This is a genomic window from Streptomyces sp. NPDC089799, assembly GCF_040684755.1.
Classification (GTDB): domain Bacteria; phylum Actinomycetota; class Actinomycetes; order Streptomycetales; family Streptomycetaceae; genus Streptomyces.
Genome location: NZ_JBFBGR010000026.1, coordinates 67722 through 84842, shown reverse-complemented (window position 1 = coordinate 84842; position 17121 = coordinate 67722). Strand labels below are relative to the sequence as shown.

Here is a 17121-nt window from a genome sequence, read left to right as displayed (position 1 = left end):
GAGATTCTCTGAGTCGACAGAAACCCGGACCGGTATGGCGCTCAGTGCCACATCGGTCACGCCCTGCACCCCCGGACCTGCAGCGGAGCGGTTCCGGGGGCGTTCGGCGGTGCGCGGCGGCACCGCGGAACGTGCTGCGGCTCACACCCGGTCGAGGCGTGCCAGGTCCGCCGGCACGTCGATGTCGTAGGGCTCCGCCACATCCGCGCACTCCACCAGAGTGAGCTCCGAGGCGTGCGCTGTCAGGTGGACACGCGCACCTTTGTCCCCGGTCGCCGTAGCCGCGATGTCCGGCCAGCGGTCCGCGCCGAACAGCACCGGGTGCCCGCGCTCGCCGTCGTACGCCGCCGCGGCCAGGCTCGCGGGGGAGCGGTACGCGGCCCGCACCCGGGCCACCGCGGCCGGCCCGATGCCCGGCTGGTCCACCAGCGACACCAGGGCCGCCGACGCCCCCGTACCGGCCAGCGAGGCGAGGCCGGCCCGGAGCGAGGACCCCATGCCCTCCGCCCAGTCCGGGTTCTCCAGCACCACGCAGCCGGACAGGTCGGCCGTTGCGCGGACCTCGGCGGCCGAGGCGCCGAGGACCACGTGGACCGGGTCGCAGCCCGCCTCCCGCAGCACCCGGACGGCATTCTCGACCAGCGGCCGCCCGCGGTAGGCGAGCAGCGCCTTGGGGCGGCCGCCGAGCCGGCGGCCGCCCCCGGCGGCGAGCAGCAGGCCCGCGATCAGAGGGCCGCCGGGTGCGCCTGGCCCGGCGGGGACGGCTGGGGCGACTGCGCGGGCCGGGGTGACTGGAGCGCCCGGGGTGACCGAGGTGGCCGGGGTGACTCGTTCGGCTGGCATGGCAGCGATTCTCGTCCCTGCGCGGCAGGTGTCCACCGGCGGAGCAGGCCCCTCACGGCGGCCAGGGCGGCCCCGATCCGGATCGGCTCGGAGATCCGGTTCTCCGCGGCGTGCACGAGGGCGCGTTCGGTGCGATCCGTGAGGATGTCGTACATATCTGAAACTCCTTGCCGATCGGGGGCCAATACAGCGAGTCTGGATCCCGATTGGCCTGGCGGGCAGAGCCAATCGGGGGAGGTTGGCATGGCGAACGGGCGAGTCGTCCAGACGGCGGACAGGACCATCGGCAGCAGGCAGCTCGCCGCGATGCTGCCCGCGGAGGTCCGGGCCCGCCCCGGCTACCGGACCCTCGCGGACGCCGTCCGGACCCTGATCCTCGACGGCCGGGTGGCCCTCCACGTACGGCTGCCCGCGGAACGCGAGCTCGCCGAGGTGCTCGGTGCCAGCCGCGCCACCGTCACCGGCGCCTACGACCTGCTGCGGGAGAGCGGCTACGTGCGCAGCCGGCGCGGCTCCGGCACCTGGACCGAGCTGCCCGAAGGGCACCGGCCGGTCGGCGCCCACATGCTGCTCGGCACCGGCGGCGACCACGAGGAGGGCATCGACCTGGCCATCGCCGCCATGGGCGCCCCCGAGGGCAGCCTGACCGACGCCCTGGCCTGGGCCGCGTCCCGGCTGCCCGCGGCCGCCGCGCTGCCCGGCTACCACCCCTTCGGGCTGCCCGCCCTGCGCGCGGCCGTCGCCGACCGGTTCACCGCGCGGGGCCTGCCGACCCGCCACGAGCAGATCCTGGTCACCGCGGGCGCCCAGCAGGCCCTCGCCCTGGTCCTCTCGCTGCTCTGCCGGCCCGGCGACCGGGTGGTCACCGAGAACCCGACCTACGCCAACGCCCTCGACGCCGTCCGGCACGCCCGGCTGCGCACCGCCTCCATCGCCGTCTCCGACACCGGCTGGGACATGGAGGTCGCCGAGTCCACGCTCCGCCAGACCGCGCCCCGGCTCACGTACGCCATCCCCGACTTCCAGAACCCCACGGGCGCGCTGATGCCCGAGGAGCAGCGGCTGAGGCTGCTCGCCGCGACCCGCCGGGCCGGCAGCCGGCTGGTGGTCGACGAGACCATCGCCGACATCGCCCTGGACGTGCCCGCGCCGCCGCCGCTGGCCTCGCTCGCACCGCGCGGCGGCGCCGACCACGTGATCACCATCGGCTCGCTGAGCAAGACCCACTGGGGCGGGCTCCGGGTCGGCTGGGTCCGCGCCACCGCGCAGCTGATCACCGAGCTGACCTCGGTCCGGGTGGCCGCGGACATGACCGGCTCGGTGCTGGACCAGCTGGTCGCGATCCCGCTGCTGGAGGGCCTGGAGGCCGGTATGCCGGCCCGCCTGGACCGGCTCCGCGAGCAGCGGGCCGCACTGGTCGAAGCGCTGGCCCGGTACACCCCGGAATGGTCCTGGACCCTGCCCCCGGGCGGCCTGTCGCTCTGGGTGGACCTCGGCGAACCGGTCAGCTCGGCCCTGGCCGAACGGGCGGCCGCCGCCGGGATCCACATCGGCCGGGGCGCCCGCTTCGGGGTGGACCCGGGCACCTTCGAGCACCGCCTGCGCATCCCGTACACCCTGCCGGCCGGGCAGCTGGACGAGGCGGTCCGCCGCCTCGCGGCCGCCTTCCACGACGGCGTCCCGCTCCCCCCGTCGGTGGACCGGCCGTACTGGGTGGCCTGACCGGCCGTACCCCGCCGCCGGGCGGGTGCGGCGGAGCTACGGCGTGCGGATCAGGCGGCGGGTCCCGGCTGCGGCCACCGCGGCCGTGCGGGAGTCGACGCCCAGCTTGGCGTAGATGTGCACCAGATGGGACTTGACCGTGGCCTGGCTCAGGAACAGCCGCTTGGAGATCTGCAGGTTCGACAGGCCGTCCGCGACCAGCTGGAGCACCTCCAGCTCCCGCTTGGTCAGCGCCTCCGCCGGCGTCCGCATCCGGTCCATCAGCCGCAGCGCCACCGCCGGCGCCAGCGCCGACTGCCCGGCGGCGGCGGTCCGCACCGCCGCCGCCAGCTCCTCCGGCGGGGCGTCCTTGAGCAGGTAGCCCGAGGCGCCGGCCTCCACCGCGGCCAGGATGTCCGCGTCCGTGTCGTACGTGGTCAGCACGAGGACCCGGGGCGCGCCCGGGCGCGCGGTGATCGCCGCCGTCGCCTCGGAGCCGTGCATTCCGGCCCCGAACTGCAGGTCCATCAGCACCACGTCCACGGCCGCCTCCTCCGACGCGGCCAGTTCCACCGCCCGCTCGGCGGTCGCGGCCTCCGCCACCACGGCGAAGCCGGGCTCGGTGTCCAGTACGGCGCGCAGCCCGGCCCGTACGACCGGGTGGTCGTCGGCGAGCAGCAGCCGGATCGGCCGGTCGGGCCGGTTCGTCATCGGGGGGCCTCCACGGGCAGCGGCAGGGGCAGGGTGACGGCCACGGCGGTGCCCTGGCCGGGGGCGGACTCCACGGTGAAGGTGCCGCCCAGCGACTCGGCCCGGGAGCGCATGGCCGGCAGGCCGAAGCCCCCGTCGTCGGAGGCGGCCGCCGAGTCCGGGTCGAAGCCGCGGCCGTCGTCGACGACGTCCAGGCTGACCGAGGAGTCCATGAAGGTGAGGGTGATCCCGGCGCGTCCGGCCCCCGCGTGCCGCACCACGTTGGCCAGCGCCGACTGGGCGATCCGCAGCATGGCCACCTCGTAGGGGGTGGGCAGCGGCACCGGGCCGCCGCTGACCGAGAACTGCGCCCGGAGCCCCGGCGCGGCCGAGCACAGCCGCTCCAGGGCGGCGGCCAGCGAGCCCTGCGCGAGGTCGGGCGGGGTGAGGGCGCGGACGAACCGGCGGGCCTCGGCGAGGTTCTCCTGGGCGGCCTCGCGGGCCCGCGCGATGTGTGCGAGGGCCGCCGCGGGCCCGGCCGCCGGATCGGAGGGCGCGGCGGGAGGGCCGCCCGGGTCGGGGGTGCCCTCGGAGAGGGACCGTTCGGCCGCGCGCAGCAGCAGCTGGATGGACGACAGCCCCTGGGCGAGGGTGTCGTGGATCTCCCGGGCCAGCCGCTCCCGTTCCGCCATGATCCCGGCCCCGCGTTCCGCCGCGGCCAGCTCCGCCCGGGTGGCGATCAGCTCGTCGATCAGCTCGCGCCGCCGCTCGCTCTCCCGGTACAGCGCCTGGTAGCCCAGGACCGTGGCGACCGCCACCGCCCCGCCCAGCAGCGGCCCCAGGAACGCGCCCGGGGTGACCGCGTCCGCCGTGCTGTGCGCGAGGAAGCCGCCGATGGCCGCGGCGGCCGTGACCCCGACCGCGGCCACGCCCCAGCGCAGCGGCAGCAGGTGCAGCTGGAGGAAGTACAGCGGGAAGGCGATCCACAGCCCGTCGGGGGAGACCGCCAGCAGGGCCAGCCAGGCCGCGCCGAGGGCGGCCAGCCAGACCGCGGCCGCGCGCGGGGAGCGGCGTACGGCGGGGGCCCGTACGCCGGCCGCGTAGACGGCGGCCAGCAGCACGGCGGCCGCGACCGCGGCGCCGGCCCAGGGCGCCCGGTCGGCCAGGGCCCGTACGCAGGCCAGCGCGAGCAGCCCGAGCAGCAGCGCGTGCAGACAGAGCCGCAGCACCCGGGAGACCGGGGTCAGCGCACGTGGGGCACCTGAGGCACCGGAGGGGGCGGGGAGGGCGGGCGAAAGCACAGACATGACCCGAACAGCCTAGAACGGCCCCCGCGGGGCCCGGTCAACCAAAAGTTTGATGTCGGCACGGTCCCTTCGATACGAGGATCGCTCCCGTGGCGCGATGCCTCGCCGCCACACCCGCGAGCAGGGTGGGGATCATGTTCGTCGCATGGAGAGACCTACGCTTCGCCAAGGGCCGCTTCGCCCTCATGGGCGCCGTCGTCGTCCTGATCACACTGCTCGTGGGCCTGCTGTCCGGCCTGACCGCGGGCCTGGCCCGGGAGAACGTCTCCGCCGTCACCGGCCTGCCCGCCACCCACCTCGCTTTCGCCGTGCCCCCGGGCGGCCGGAAGGTGTCGTTCACCGGCTCGCAGGTGCCCGAGCAGGCATGGCTGGACTGGCGCGGGCGCCGCGGCGTGCGGTCGGCGGCGCCCGTCGGCATCCACACCACCAACGCGGCCGCCGGTGAACGCACCGCCGCCGTGTCCGTCTTCGGCGTCGAGCCGGACTCCGGTCTCGCCCCCGGCCGGCCCGCCCCGGGCCGGGTGGTCCTCTCCGGGAAGGCGGCGAAGGAGCTCGGCGGTGTCCGCGAGGGCGGAAAGGTCCGGATCGGCCCGCTGGAGCTGACCGTCGCGGGGGTCTCCGGCACCGCCGCCTACAGCCACACCCCCGTGGTGTGGGCGGACCTTGAGGACTGGCAGCGCATCGCCGGCGCGAACACCTCCGCCGGCACCCTGGCGACCGTGATCGCCCTCGACCTGGAGTCCGCGGCGGACGTCTCCGCGGGCGACGAGGCCGCGGGCACCCGCACCGAGGCCGTCGGCGAGGCGCTCACCGCCATCGGCTCCTACCAGGCGGAGAACAGCTCCCTGCAGCTGATGCGCGGCTTCCTCTTCGCCATCTCCGCCCTGGTCACCGGGGCCTTCTTCACCGTGTGGACGATCCAGCGCAGCGCCGACGTCGCGGTGCTGAAGGCGCTCGGAGCGTCCACCCCGTACCTGCTGCGGGACGCACTGGGCCAGGCCCTGGTCATGCTGGCCGCCGGCACCGGCCTGGGCTCCGCGCTGGCCGCCGCCCTCGGGGCGGTCGTCAGCGGCGGCGACGTGCCCTTCGTGCTGGACGTGCCCACCGTCCTGGTCCCCGCCGCCGTGATGACCGTGCTCGGCGCGGCCGGAGCGGCCCTGTCCATCCGCAGGATCACCGCCGTCGATCCCCTGACCGCTCTCGGGAGCGCCCGATGACCCTCCTCGTCGACGACGTCACCCTCACCTACCCGGACGGCGACGGCCGCCTCACCGCACTGGACCGGGTCCGCCTCGACGTGCCCGCGGGGTCCATGACCGCGGTGGCCGGGCCCTCCGGCTCGGGCAAGTCCAGCCTGCTCGCGGTCGCCGCGACGCTGGTCACGCCCGACTCCGGGCGGGTGGTGGTGGCGGGCCGGGACACCACCGGGCTGTCCGCCGCCGAGAAGTCCGCGCTGCGCCGGGACCGGATCGGGATCGTCTTCCAGCACCCCAACCTGCTGCCCTCGCTGACCGCGGCGGAGCAGCTCCAGGTGATGACCCACCTGTCCGGGCGGCGGCCCTCCCGGCAGCTGCGCCGCCGTGCGCTGGACCTGCTGGCGGCGGTCGGCCTCGCGGACAAGGCGGACCGGCGCCCGCACCAGCTCTCCGGCGGGCAGCGGCAGCGGGTGAACATAGCCCGCGCCCTGATGAACGAACCGTCGGTGCTGCTGGTCGACGAGCCGACCAGCGCGCTGGACCACGAACGCGGTGCGGCCGTGCTGGACCTGCTGGCCACCCTGACCCGGGAGCGCTCCACCGCGACCGTGCTGGTCACCCACGACCGGTCGCACCTGGCGGCCGTCGACCGCACGGTGACGATGACCGACGGCCGGCTGTCCGAGGGCAGCCGGCCCGCCGACCCGGCGGCGGCTCCGGCACCCGCCTAGGGACCGGAGCGGGGCGGCGCGGGGGCCACAGGGGGGTTCCGGCGCCGCCCGGCCGGATGAGACGGGGCCCGGCGGCCCGGGGAGGGGCGGCCGGGCCCCTGCCGTGCCGAATGGGCGGGGCCGGAGCCCCGGCCGTGCGGAAGGCCGCGTACGGCCCGGGCCGTGCGGAGGGCCCCGCGTACGGCCCGGCACGTGCGGAAGGCCCCGTACGGCCCCCTCAGGGGCTCGTACGGGGCCTTCGGCACGTCCGTACGGTTACGCCGGGTTCTGGTTGGCGAGGGCCACCGACAGCTCGGCCGCGATGCCCTGCAGGATCGGCACGAAGGACTCCGCCACCGCTTCGGTGACCCGGCCGGCCGGACCCGAGATGGAGATCGCCGCCGCGGTCGGCGAGTTCGGCACCGACACCGCCAGGCAGCGCACGCCTATCTCCTGCTCGTTGTCGTCCACCGCGTAGCCGGCCTTGCGGACCTGCTCCAGGGCGTCCAGGAAGCCCTCGGGCGTGGTGATGGTCTTCTCGGTGGCGGCGGGCATGCCGGTACGGGCCAGCAGCGCGCGGACCTCCTCGGCCGGGGTGTGCGCCAGGAGGGCCTTGCCCACGCCGGTGGAGTGCGGCAGCACCCGGCGGCCGACCTCGGTGAACATGCGCATGGAGTGCTTGGAGGGCACCTGTGCGACGTACACGATCTCGTCACCGTCGAGCAGCGCCATGTTCGCCGTCTCGCCGGTCTCCTCGACCAGCCTGGCGAGGTACGGCCGCGCCCAGGTGCCGAGCAGGCGGGAGGCGGACTCGCCGAGCCGGATCAGGCGCGGACCCAGGGAGTACCGCCGGTTGGGCTGCTGGCGTACGTAGCCGCATGCGACCAGGGTGCGCATGAGACGGTGGATGGTGGGCAGGGGCAGGCCACTGGCGGCGGAGAGCTCGCTCAGACCGACCTCACCCCCGGCGTCGGCCATCCGTTCGAGCAGATCGAAGGCGCGCTCGAGGGACTGGACGCCGCCGGTTGCGGCGGGCGTCTTGGCGGAAGCGTCGGTGGTGCTGGCGCTGGACGTCGGCACGGCGCGGTCCTTTCGGTGCTGGCAGGCAAGGAAGCAGCCTACCCGGCGCCGGGCGTCGGCCCTAGTGCCGGGGAGATCGCGTCCTTGCCGGTCAGAGGGGGTTTGTCCGGGTGGTGGACATCCTCCGGGCGGTACCTGCCGGACTACCCGTGGCGGTACCTACGTTCTGTAGAGTGAAATCTTAATTCCATTCTGTGGAAACCTCCAAGAGCGCTTCCGGCATGTGGGCAGTCCCTCCGGGCGGTCTTGACTGGTCACGAATCGGGGTGAAGACTCCGTCAACAGAACGTTGAATTTCGCTCTGTGGAAGTAGATGGGGAGGTTCCGGGTGTCCGAGGCCGTGGAACTGGTACTGCGCTCGACGCGCGTCATCACCCCCGAGGGGACGCGCGCCGCTTCGGTGGCCGTCGCCGGCGGGAAGATCGCGGCCGTGCTGCCGCACGATGCCGAGGTGCCGGCCGGTGCCCGCCTGGTCGACCTCGGCGAGGACGTCCTGCTGCCCGGCCTGGTCGACACCCACGTCCACGTGAACGACCCGGGCCGCACCGAGTGGGAAGGCTTCTGGACGGCCACCCGCGCCGCCGCGGCCGGAGGCATCACCACGATCCTCGACATGCCGCTCAACTCGCTGCCGCCCACCACCACGACCGCCAACCTGGTCGTGAAGCAGGACGTGGCGCGCGCGAAGGCCCACGTGGACGTCGGCTTCTGGGGCGGTGCCCTGCCGGACAACGTCAAGGACCTGCGCCCGCTGCACGACGCCGGCGTCTTCGGCTTCAAGTGCTTCCTCTCGCCCTCCGGCGTCGACGAGTTCCCCGAGCTCGACCAGGAGCAGCTGGCCGCCTCCCTCGCCGAGGTCGCCGGCTTCGGCGGGCTGATGATCGTCCACGCCGAGGACCCGCACCACCTCGACTCCGCGCCCGTCGTGCCCGGCCCGAAGTACTCCGACTTCCTGGCCTCCCGCCCGCGCGACGCCGAGAACACCGCGATCGAGAACCTGATCGCCCAGGCCAAGCGGCTCGGCGCCCGGGTGCACGTGCTGCACCTGTCCTCCAGCGACGCGCTGCCGCTGATCGCCGCCGCCAGGGCCGAGGGCGTGCAGATCACCGTCGAGTCCTGCCCGCACTACCTCACCCTGACGGCCGAGGAAGTGCCCGACGGCGCCAGCGAGTTCAAGTGCTGCCCGCCCATCCGCGAGGCGTCCAACCAGGACCTGCTCTGGGGCGCGCTCGCCGACGGCACCATCGACTGCATCGTCTCCGACCACTCGCCCTCCACCGCGGACCTGAAGACCGACGACTTCTCCACCGCGTGGGGCGGCATCTCCTCCCTCCAGCTGGGCCTCCCGGCGATCTGGACCGAGGCGCGCGAGCGCGGACACTCCCTGGAGGACGTCGTCCGCTGGATGTCCGCGGCCCCGGCCCGGCTCGCGGGCCTGTCGCAGAAGGGCGCCATCGAGGCCGGCCGTGACGCCGACTTCGCGGTCCTGGCCCCTGAAGAAACGTTCACTGTGGACCCGGCCGAGCTCCACCACCGCAACCAGGTCACGGCGTACGCGGGCAAGACCCTGCACGGCGTCGTGAAGTCCACCTGGCTGCGGGGGCGGCAGATCGCCGACCACGGCACCCCGTCCGAGCCCACCGGCCTCCTCCTCGAAAGGCAGAACTGAAAGTGGCGATCCCTTCCTTCACCGGCAACGCGAACCCGTACGGAGGCGGCGACCCGTACGCCGACTACCGCTCGGCCGAGTTCCCGTTCACCCAGTACGCCAACCTCGCCGCCCGTGAGCTCGGCGCCGGTGTCATCGCCGCCAACGACGAGTTCTTCGCCCAGCGCGAGAACCTGCTGATCTCCGAGGCCGCGCACTTCGACCCCGAGGACTTCGGGCACAAGGGCAAGGTCATGGACGGCTGGGAGACCCGCCGCCGCCGCGGCGTCTCCGCCGAGCACCCGTGGCCGGCCGCCGAGGACCACGACTGGGCGCTCGTACGCCTGGGCGCCCCCGGCGTCATCCGCGGCATCGTCGTGGACACCGCCCACTTCCGCGGCAACATGCCGCAGTCCGTCTCCATCGAGGCCACCAACTGGGAGGGCGCCCTGGCGCCGACCCCGGAGGAGCTCCAGGGCGACGACGTGAAGTGGACGACCATCGTCGCCCGCACCCCGGTCGGCGGCCACGCGGCCAACGGCTTCGAGATCACCGTGGAGCAGCGCTTCACGCACCTGCGCGTCAACCAGCACCCGGACGGCGGCATCGCCCGCCTCCGCGTCTACGGCGAGGTCCTCCCGGACCCGAAGTGGCTCGCGGCCCTCGGCTCCTTCGACGTGGTCGCGCTGGAGAACGGCGGCGCCGTCCAGGACGCGTCGAACCGCTTCTACTCCCCGCCGACCAACACCATCAACCCGGGCCGCTCCCGCAAGATGGACGACGGCTGGGAGACCGCCCGCCGCCGTGACAACGGCAACGACTGGATCCGCTACCAGCTGGTCGCCGAGTCCGAGATCCGCGCCGTCGAGATCGACACCGCCTACCTCAAGGGCAACTCGGCCGGCTGGGCCTCCCTCTCGGTCAAGACCGGCGAGGAGGGCGAGTGGCAGGAGTTCCTGCCCCGGACCCGCCTGCAGCCCGACACCAACCACCGGTTCGTGCTGGACGCCCCGGCGGTCGGCACCCACGTCCGGATCGACATCTACCCGGACGGCGGCTTCTCCCGGCTGCGCCTGTTCGGCTCGCTGACGGAGAACGGCGCGGCCGCGCTGACCGCCCGCAACCAGGAGCTGGGCGGCTGACGCTGCCCTGACGACGTCCCCGGAGGCCGACACCTCCGGGGGACTGGGGTCCTCGACCGGCCCCGGACAGCCCGTGGGGCGCACCCGAGCATTCCGCTCGGGTGCGCCCCGTCGGCTTTTCCGGACACGCGCCGCACGCCGTACGGCCCTGTGCCCCACCGCCGTGGCCGGCCGGGCGGTGCGCCCGCTCAGGCCGCGTGGCCGCCGTCCACCGAGAACTCGGCGCCGGTGACGTACGCCGCCTGCTCGCCCGCCAGGTAGGCGACCATCGAGGCGACCTCCTCGGGCCGGCCGAACCGGCCCACCGCCGTCATGTCGGCCTGGCTCTTGGCGTACGGCCCGTCCGCCGGGTTCATGTCGGTGTCCACCGGCCCCGGGTGCACCAGGTTCGCGGTGATCCCGCGCCCGCCGAGCTCGCGGGCCAGCGCCTTGGTCATGCCGGACAGCGCCGACTTGCTCATCGCGTACAGGGTTCCGCCCGGACCGGGCACCCGCTGCGTCATACAGCTGCCGATGGTGACGATCCGTCCGCCCGGTCCCATCCGCTCCGAGGCGGCCTGTGCGGACAGGAACGCGCCGCGGACGTTGACGGCGAGCACCCGGTCGATGTCGGCGAGGCTGAGCCCGCCGATCGGGCCGAGCACCCCGACCCCCGCGTTGTTGACCAGTACGTCGAGCCGGCCGAGGGTGTCCGCGGCCCACTCCACGGAGCCCGCGGCCTCGGCGGCGTCGCCGGAGTCGGCGCGTACGGCGTACCCCCGGCGGCCGAGGGCCTCGATCCGGCGGACCACATCGGCGGCGGCCTGCTCGTTACCGGCGTAGGTGATCGCGACGTCCATGCCCTCCTCGGCCAGCCGCAGCGCGATCGCCGCTCCGATGCCCCGGCTGCCGCCCGTGACCACCGCGGTCCTGCTGTTCATGATCTCTCCTCGCGATTGGTTGCCCGTTCAACGAGTTCTATGGAACAGGGGCGCGGAATTGCGCGCTGGCAGGAATCCGACCTCGCGTTTCCGGGCCGCTCAGACCCGCCAGACCGACATCTCCAGGTTCACGAAGGCGCTTTGCTTCAGTGCGGTCGACTTCGTCCGGACCACGAGCAGGGCGATGTCCCCCGACGGGTGGCGGACGCAGATCTGGCTGCCGGCCGCCGCCCCGGCCAGCGGCAGCCTGCGCGCCTCCTCGGCGGACTGTCCGAGCGCGTCGGCCACGGCGAGGGCGGCGCGGCAGCTGTCGAGGGTGGCGCCGTCCTCCACCCAGTGCATGGCGAACGTGCTGCCGGGACTCTCCAGGGCGCAGCCCACCTTGCTCTCGCCCTCGCAGGTGAAGCGGATGTCGCCGGAGCGGTCGTCGCGGGTGCCGGACTGCCTGATGTCCGCCGAGTTCCGTGCGTCCAGCAGGAGGACGGGGTACGCGGCCGGCCGCGGCCCTCCGGACGGGCCCGGCGCGGGTGAGGACGCCCGGGCCCCGCCGCCCTTCGACCCGTCGGCCGTCCCCGGCTGCGCGGTCCGGCCGCCCGACTGCCGGCCGCCCGGCTGCACCGCCTGACCGCCCGGCTGCGTACTCTGACCCGACGACTGCGACGGCCCTGCGCCGCGGTCCCGGAACCGGTCGGCCGCGTCCCGCACCGTCAGGACGGCCCCGGTCAGCAGCAGCGCCCCGGCGGCCACCGCCACCGCGGCGATCAGCGCGGTACGCCGCCTGCGGGAGCGCCGGTCCGGCGCCCCGGCCGCCGCAGGTGCCGCCGCCGGGGGAGCCCACGGCCCCTGCGGCAGGGTGCCGGCCGCGAGCGTACCGACGGGGGTGGGATCCGGAACCGGACCGGGGACGACCACCTCCGGCCCCATGACCTCCCGCCACACGGCCGGGCCGCCCCCGCCGTCGGCGCCCCCGCCCAGGTGCTTGCGGCACCACTCCACGATCTCGGCCGGGGTGCCCCGGTCCGCCGGATCGGCGGCCAGGCACAGCGCGAACAGCGGCCGGAGCGCCGGCGGCAGGGCGGAGAGGTCCGGCTCCTCGTGGACGATCCGGAACAGCACGCTCAGGTGGGGCCCGTCGCCGTACAGCGGTTCGCCCAGGGCCGCGTAGGCCGCCGTCTGGCCCAGCGCGAAGACGTCGGTGGCCGCGGTGACCTCACCGGCCGCGGCCTGCTCGGGGGCCATGAACTGGGGCGTGCCGATCGCGGCGCCCGTGACCGTGTGCGAACTGACGCCCGAGGCCAGCGAGATGCCGAAGTCGATCACGCGCGGGCCGTCGGCGGCCAGCAGCACGTTCGACGGCTTGAGGTCCCGGTGCACGATGCCCGCGCCGTGCACCGCCTGCAGGGCCTCGGCCACCCCGGCGACCAGCCACAGCACCGCCTCCACCGGCAGCGGTCCGCGCAGCGCCACGGCGTCCGCCAGCGAGGGCCCGGGCACGTACAGGGTGGCCAGCCAGGGCACCTCGCCCTCGGTGTCGGCGTCGATCAGCTCGGCGGTGTACGCGCCCCGGACCCGGCGGGCCGCCTCCACCTCGCGGCGGAACCGCCGCCGGAAGGCCGGGTCCTCGGCCAGCTCCGGCCGCACCACCTTGATCGCCACCGGCCGGCCGCCCTGGGTGTGCGACAGGTAGACCCGCCCCATGCCGCCCGCGCCGAGGCGGGCCGCGATCCGGTAGCCGCCGACCACCTGCGGATCGTCCGCCCTCAGGGCCCCGAACACCCCGGCCGTGCTGTCCACCGCTCTCCCCCCGATCGAAGCAATCGACGTCAACGACGTCATCGACGTGACCGTCGTGATCGATGTAGTGGTCAACCGTCGTTGACCGACTGCAGCCTAAGGTGCGGCATCGGCCGGATTCGGCCGGGTGTCCGCGCGCGCCGCACCGATGAGTTCCGGGCGGGGCGGGAGTCTGAACGGATGGACGGAACCCGACCGAGACCAAGGAGCGCGGAGCCATGGGCCGACTGACCCTCACCACCTTTGTGACCCTCGACGGAGTGATGCAGGCCCCCGGCGGCCCGGAGGAGGACACCACCGGGGGCTTCGCGTACGGCGGCTGGGTCGCCCCCTACCTGGACGACGAGTTCGGCGGCTTCATCACCCAGGTCTTCGACCGGGCGGGTGCGTTCCTGCTCGGCCGGCGGACGTACGAGATCTTCGCGGGGTACTGGCCGGAGCACAACGATCCCGGGGACCCGGTCTCCTCGAAGCTCAACTCCCTGCCGAAGTACGTCGCTTCCAGCACGCTGACGGCGGCGGACGCGTCCTGGGCGCACAGCACCGTCGTCGACGGCGGGCAGCTCCAGTCCGAGGTCGTCCGGATCAAGGACGCGCTCGACGGCGAGCTCCAGGTCCACGGCAGCGGCATGCTCGCGCAGTACCTGCTGGCCCGTGACCTGGTGGACGAGTTCCACCTGCTCGTCTTCCCGGTCTTCCTGGGCGCGGGCCGCCGGCTGTTCCCGACCGGTGGCCTCCCCACGGCCTGCGAACTGGTCGCGCACCGCACCACGGAGAAGGGCACGACGATCCACACGTACCGGCCGGCGGGCCGCGCGACGTTCGGCCTCGTCGGCTCCTGAGCCGGCCGAGACCGGCTCACGCGCACCGCCCACCGTCAAGCCCCGGCTTTCCGGGTCGTGTGCCCGGCGCCCCCGGGGAGCGTAATGGAGGGACAGGCGACGGCTGCTCCGGGCGACCGCACCGCAGCCGTCATCACCCCCCCCAGACCGTCGAAGGACCACCGCCGTGTCCATGCGCCTGCCCCGACACCTCGTCCTGCTCGCCCTCGCCACCACCGCGGCGCTGGGCAGCCTGTCCCTCGCCTCGGCCGAAGCCGCCACGCAGCCCCTGGCCTCCCCGACCGCCCACCCGGCCCGGGCCGTGCCCCGCGTGTACCCCAATCCGGACCGTGACGACGGGTTCGTCACGCACAACGTCTATGTCGGGCACAGCCAGAAGTACCGGGTGACTTGCATCGACGGCCAGTGCGGGCCGCCCCGCCACTGGCAGACCTACAAGAGCCCGCGCCCCAGGCCGTTCGACGGTGTGGCCGCAGCGATCAACGGGGCGGCCGCCCAGTAGTCCGGTGGGCACCACCCCTCCGTGCGCACGCGTGTCCGGATCTCGACCCCGTCGGCTGAGCGGCTGCTTACGCTGCCCGAAACGGCGGCGGGGAAGGGACAGCACACATGGTCAGCCTGGACATCAGCACGTTCGCACCCGACTTCAACGAGAATCCTTACCCGTACTACGCGAAACTGCGCGAGGCGGGGCCGGTGCACCGGATCAGCATCGCGGGCGGGAACCGGGCCTGGCTGATCGTGGGCCACGAGGAGGCCCGCCAGGCCCTCACCCACCCCGCCTTCTCCAAGAACTGGCGGGACGCCTCCCGCTACTTCGTCGGGCTGGTCCCGAGCCCCGCCAACGACCACATGCTCGACTCCGACCCGCCCCGGCACACCCGCCTGCGCAAACTGGTCGCCCGCGAGTTCACCGGCCGCCGGGTGGAGGCCCTCCGCCCCCTCGTCCAGCGCACCACCGACGAACTCCTGGAGGAACTGGCCGGCCATCCTGACCGCCGCGCCGACCTCATACCGGAGCTCGCCTTCCCCCTCCCGATGACGGTGATCTGCGAGCTGCTGGGCGTCCCCGACCTCGACCGCGGCCCGTTCCGGCGCTGGTCCAACGAGATCGTCGCGCCCACGGCCTACGAGAACACCTCCCGGGCGCTGGAGGAGGCGTCCGCGTACCTGACCGAGCTCATCGAGGACAAGCGGTGCAACCCCGGCGACGACCTGATGAGCGCGCTGATCCGGACACGTGACGCGGATCTGAAGCGTGGCGCGGGAGGAGGGGACGGCGAACCCGGGGACGACGGCGACCGGCTCTCCCCCGACGAGCTGATCGGCATGGCCTTCCTGCTGCTCGTCGCCGGCCACGAGACCACCGTCAACCTGATCTCCAACGGCGTACGGGCCCTCCTCGACCACCCCGCCCAGCTCGCCGACCTGCGTGCCGACTGGGGGCTGCTGGACGGCGCCGTGGAGGAGATCCTCCGCTACGACGGCCCGGTCGAGAGCGCCACCACCCGCTTCACCACCGAGGACACCGTCTTCGCCGGGACCCGCATCCCCGCGGGCCAGGCCGTGATCGTGTCGCTGGCCGGAGCGGACCGCGACCCGGAGCGGTTCGCCGTGCCCGACACCTTCGACATCCGCCGCGCCCCCCAGGGCCACCTGGCCTTCGGCCACGGCATCCACTTCTGCCTGGGCGCCCCGCTCGCCCGGATGGAGGGCCGGATCGCGATCCGCTCGCTGCTGGAGAGGTTCCCCGGCCTGGCCCGGGACACGGACGCCGCCCCGGCGGAGTGGATCCCCGGCACGCTCATCCGCGGCGTGAAGCACCTGCCGGTCCGCTGGTAGCGGGGACGGCAGGGGCCGGGGCAGGGGCAGAGGCAGAGGCAGAGGCAGAGGCGGCGGGGGCGGGGATGGCGGAGGCGGCGCGACCACGGCGGGCCGACCCGGGGGCGGCCGGCACCGTCGCGCCGCCCCCGGCGCCGCTACAGGTCCGGGACCTCCGCCATGCCCACCGCGCGCCGCTCCCGCCGCGAGATCTCGCACGCCTCCGCGACCCGCAGCGCCGCCAGCCCCTGGAGGCCGTCGCAGGGATTGCTCCCCTCACCGCGGACCAGCCGGACGAACGCCGCCAGCTCCGCCTCGTACGCCGGCCCGAACCGCTCCAGGAAGCCCGTCCACGGCTTCCGTGCCGGCGGCGGCCCGTGCGGTTCGGTCGAGGCGATCGGCGTACGGTCGTCCAGCCCGGACGAGACCTGGTCCAGCTCCCCGGCCAGCTCCATCCGAACGTCGTACCCGGCACCGTTGCACCGGGTCCCGGAGCAGGTCGCCAGTGCCCCGCCGTCGAGCCGGAGCACACAGGCGGCCGTGTCCACGTCACCGGCCGCCCGGAACTGCGGCGGACCGGCGTCCGAGCCCACCGCGTACACCTCGGTGACCTCCTGGCCGGTCACCCACCGCACCATGTCGAAGTCGTGCACCAGGCAGTCCCGGTACAGGCCGCCGGAGGTCTCCAGATAGCCGGCCGGCGGCGGTGCCGGATCCGCGGTCATGGTCCGTACGGTGTGCAGCCGGCCCAGTGCCCCGGACCGCACCAGCTCCCGGGCCGTGCGGTAGCCCGCGTCGAACCGCCGCATGAACCCCAGCTGGAGCACTCCGCCGGCCGAGGCCACCTCCCGCAGCACCGCCAGGGTCCCGGCCAGGTCGGGCGCCACCGGCTTCTCGCAGAACACCGGCAGCCCGGCGCGTACGGCACGGACCACCAGCTCGGGGTGGGAGGCCGTGGAACTGGCCACCACCACGGCGTCCACGCCCCAGCTGAACACCTGGTCCACGCCGGGCGCGGCGGTCGCCCCCAGCCGGGCGGCCACCTTCGCCGCCCGCACCGGATCGGCGTCGGCGAGGAGCAGGGACCCCGCCTGCGGGTGCCGGCCGAGCGCGGCCGCATGGAACGAACCGATCCGGCCCGTACCGATGATCCCGATGCGCATGGACTCAACGTGACGCGGTGCGCGGCGCCTGTCAATCTGCCCCGATGGCCCTTCATGGTCCACTGTGGCGGATACTGGGCGGCCGGCACCACAATGACCGGCTTTGCATCCGCGGCACCCGCGAAACTCATGAGACCCATGAGATCCGTGCGACCCATGAGATCCGTGAGATCGGTGGGACCCACGGGGCCCACGGGATCCACAGGACCCACAGGACCCACAGGATCCACGGGATCCTCAGGACCCACGGGCCCCACGGGACCC

General features: G+C 74.3%; 15 protein-coding genes. 8 read left to right on the top strand and 7 right to left on the bottom strand.

The window, feature by feature from the left end:
- Positions 1-141: 141 nt before the first annotated feature.
- Positions 142-729, bottom strand: a complete 588-nt coding sequence (locus tag AB0O36_RS26135; protein WP_365114647.1) for a nucleotidyltransferase family protein — start codon at positions 727-729, stop codon at positions 142-144.
- A gap of 357 nt (positions 730-1086) precedes the next feature.
- Between AB0O36_RS26135 and AB0O36_RS26130 the strand changes: the two genes are divergently transcribed.
- Positions 1087-2565, top strand: coding sequence for a PLP-dependent aminotransferase family protein (locus AB0O36_RS26130; RefSeq protein WP_365114624.1), 1479 nt, complete (start codon positions 1087-1089; stop codon positions 2563-2565).
- A 36-nt stretch (positions 2566-2601) separates the two neighbouring features.
- On the opposite strand, the gene AB0O36_RS26125 is transcribed toward AB0O36_RS26130, so the two are convergent.
- Both AB0O36_RS26125 and AB0O36_RS26120 read right to left on the bottom strand, forming a co-directional pair.
- Complete coding sequence (locus AB0O36_RS26125) at positions 2602-3255, bottom strand: response regulator transcription factor (protein WP_365114623.1); 654 nt, start codon at positions 3253-3255, stop codon at positions 2602-2604.
- Positions 3252-4541 carry a sensor histidine kinase gene (locus AB0O36_RS26120; protein ID WP_365114621.1) on the bottom strand — a complete coding sequence of 430 codons (1290 nt, stop codon included), beginning with the start codon at positions 4539-4541 and terminating at the stop codon, positions 3252-3254. The genes AB0O36_RS26125 and AB0O36_RS26120 overlap by 4 nt, the downstream gene beginning before the upstream one ends.
- 134 nt (positions 4542-4675) lie before the next feature.
- Here AB0O36_RS26120 and AB0O36_RS26115 point away from each other — a divergent pair, with 134 nt between their 5' ends.
- Positions 4676-5758 (top strand): FtsX-like permease family protein, encoded by a 1083-nt coding sequence (locus AB0O36_RS26115; protein ID WP_365114619.1) that lies wholly within the window; start codon positions 4676-4678, stop codon positions 5756-5758.
- Positions 5755-6468: an ABC transporter ATP-binding protein gene (locus AB0O36_RS26110; protein ID WP_365114617.1), complete on the top strand. Its 714-nt coding sequence runs from the start codon at positions 5755-5757 to the stop codon at positions 6466-6468. The genes AB0O36_RS26115 and AB0O36_RS26110 overlap by 4 nt, the downstream gene beginning before the upstream one ends.
- A 255-nt stretch (positions 6469-6723) precedes the next feature.
- Here the strand turns inward: AB0O36_RS26110 and AB0O36_RS26105 are convergent, their stop codons facing one another.
- Positions 6724-7527, bottom strand: a complete 804-nt coding sequence (locus AB0O36_RS26105) for an IclR family transcriptional regulator (RefSeq protein WP_365114615.1) — start codon at positions 7525-7527, stop codon at positions 6724-6726.
- A gap of 328 nt (positions 7528-7855) precedes the next feature.
- Here AB0O36_RS26105 and allB point away from each other — a divergent pair, with 328 nt between their 5' ends.
- Entirely contained in the window at positions 7856-9196 is a 1341-nt protein-coding gene (gene allB / locus AB0O36_RS26100; RefSeq protein WP_365114613.1) for an allantoinase AllB, read from the top strand.
- A gap of 2 nt (positions 9197-9198) precedes the next feature.
- Complete coding sequence (alc, locus tag AB0O36_RS26095) at positions 9199-10317, top strand: allantoicase (RefSeq protein ID WP_365114611.1); 1119 nt, start codon at positions 9199-9201, stop codon at positions 10315-10317.
- Positions 10318-10505: 188 nt separating this feature from the next.
- On the opposite strand, the gene AB0O36_RS26090 is transcribed toward alc, so the two are convergent.
- Both AB0O36_RS26090 and AB0O36_RS26085 read right to left on the bottom strand, forming a co-directional pair.
- Complete coding sequence (locus AB0O36_RS26090; RefSeq protein WP_365114609.1) at positions 10506-11237, bottom strand: 3-oxoacyl-ACP reductase family protein; 732 nt, start codon at positions 11235-11237, stop codon at positions 10506-10508.
- Between the two features lie 99 nt (positions 11238-11336).
- Entirely contained in the window at positions 11337-13031 is a 1695-nt protein-coding gene (locus AB0O36_RS26085; RefSeq protein ID WP_365114607.1) for a serine/threonine-protein kinase, read from the bottom strand.
- A 218-nt stretch (positions 13032-13249) separates the two neighbouring features.
- Between AB0O36_RS26085 and AB0O36_RS26080 the strand changes: the two genes are divergently transcribed.
- The 3 genes from AB0O36_RS26080 (at position 13250) to AB0O36_RS26070 (ending at position 15715) form a co-directional block, all read left to right on the top strand.
- Complete coding sequence (locus AB0O36_RS26080) at positions 13250-13873, top strand: dihydrofolate reductase family protein (RefSeq protein WP_365114605.1); 624 nt, start codon at positions 13250-13252, stop codon at positions 13871-13873.
- 166 nt (positions 13874-14039) lie between these two features.
- Complete coding sequence (locus AB0O36_RS26075; protein ID WP_365114603.1) at positions 14040-14375, top strand: hypothetical protein; 336 nt, start codon at positions 14040-14042, stop codon at positions 14373-14375.
- Between the two features lie 107 nt (positions 14376-14482).
- A complete protein-coding gene (locus AB0O36_RS26070; protein ID WP_365114601.1) occupies positions 14483-15715 on the top strand; it encodes a cytochrome P450 in 1233 nt (410 codons plus the stop codon).
- Between the two features lie 137 nt (positions 15716-15852).
- Here the strand turns inward: AB0O36_RS26070 and AB0O36_RS26065 are convergent, their stop codons facing one another.
- Positions 15853-16857 (bottom strand): Gfo/Idh/MocA family oxidoreductase, encoded by a 1005-nt coding sequence (locus tag AB0O36_RS26065; protein WP_365114599.1) that lies wholly within the window; start codon positions 16855-16857, stop codon positions 15853-15855.
- Positions 16858-17121: the final 264 nt, after the last annotated feature.

Bases quoted from the DNA above. Each gene is read 5' to 3' on its own strand.
- AB0O36_RS26080 (WP_365114605.1), top strand. From the start codon at position 13,250: ATGGGCCGACTGACCCTCACCACCTTTGTGACCCTCGACGGAGTGATG.
- AB0O36_RS26065 (WP_365114599.1), bottom strand. From the start codon at position 16,857: ATGCGCATCGGGATCATCGGTACGGGCCGGATCGGTTCGTTCCATGCG.
- AB0O36_RS26115 (WP_365114619.1), top strand. From the start codon at position 4,676: ATGTTCGTCGCATGGAGAGACCTACGCTTCGCCAAGGGCCGCTTCGCC.
- AB0O36_RS26090 (WP_365114609.1), bottom strand. From the start codon at position 11,237: ATGAACAGCAGGACCGCGGTGGTCACGGGCGGCAGCCGGGGCATCGGA.
- AB0O36_RS26130 (WP_365114624.1), top strand. From the start codon at position 1,087: ATGGCGAACGGGCGAGTCGTCCAGACGGCGGACAGGACCATCGGCAGC.
- AB0O36_RS26110 (WP_365114617.1), top strand. From the start codon at position 5,755: ATGACCCTCCTCGTCGACGACGTCACCCTCACCTACCCGGACGGCGAC.
- AB0O36_RS26125 (WP_365114623.1), bottom strand. From the start codon at position 3,255: ATGACGAACCGGCCCGACCGGCCGATCCGGCTGCTGCTCGCCGACGAC.
- AB0O36_RS26070 (WP_365114601.1), top strand. From the start codon at position 14,483: ATGGTCAGCCTGGACATCAGCACGTTCGCACCCGACTTCAACGAGAAT.
- AB0O36_RS26120 (WP_365114621.1), bottom strand. From the start codon at position 4,541: ATGTCTGTGCTTTCGCCCGCCCTCCCCGCCCCCTCCGGTGCCTCAGGT.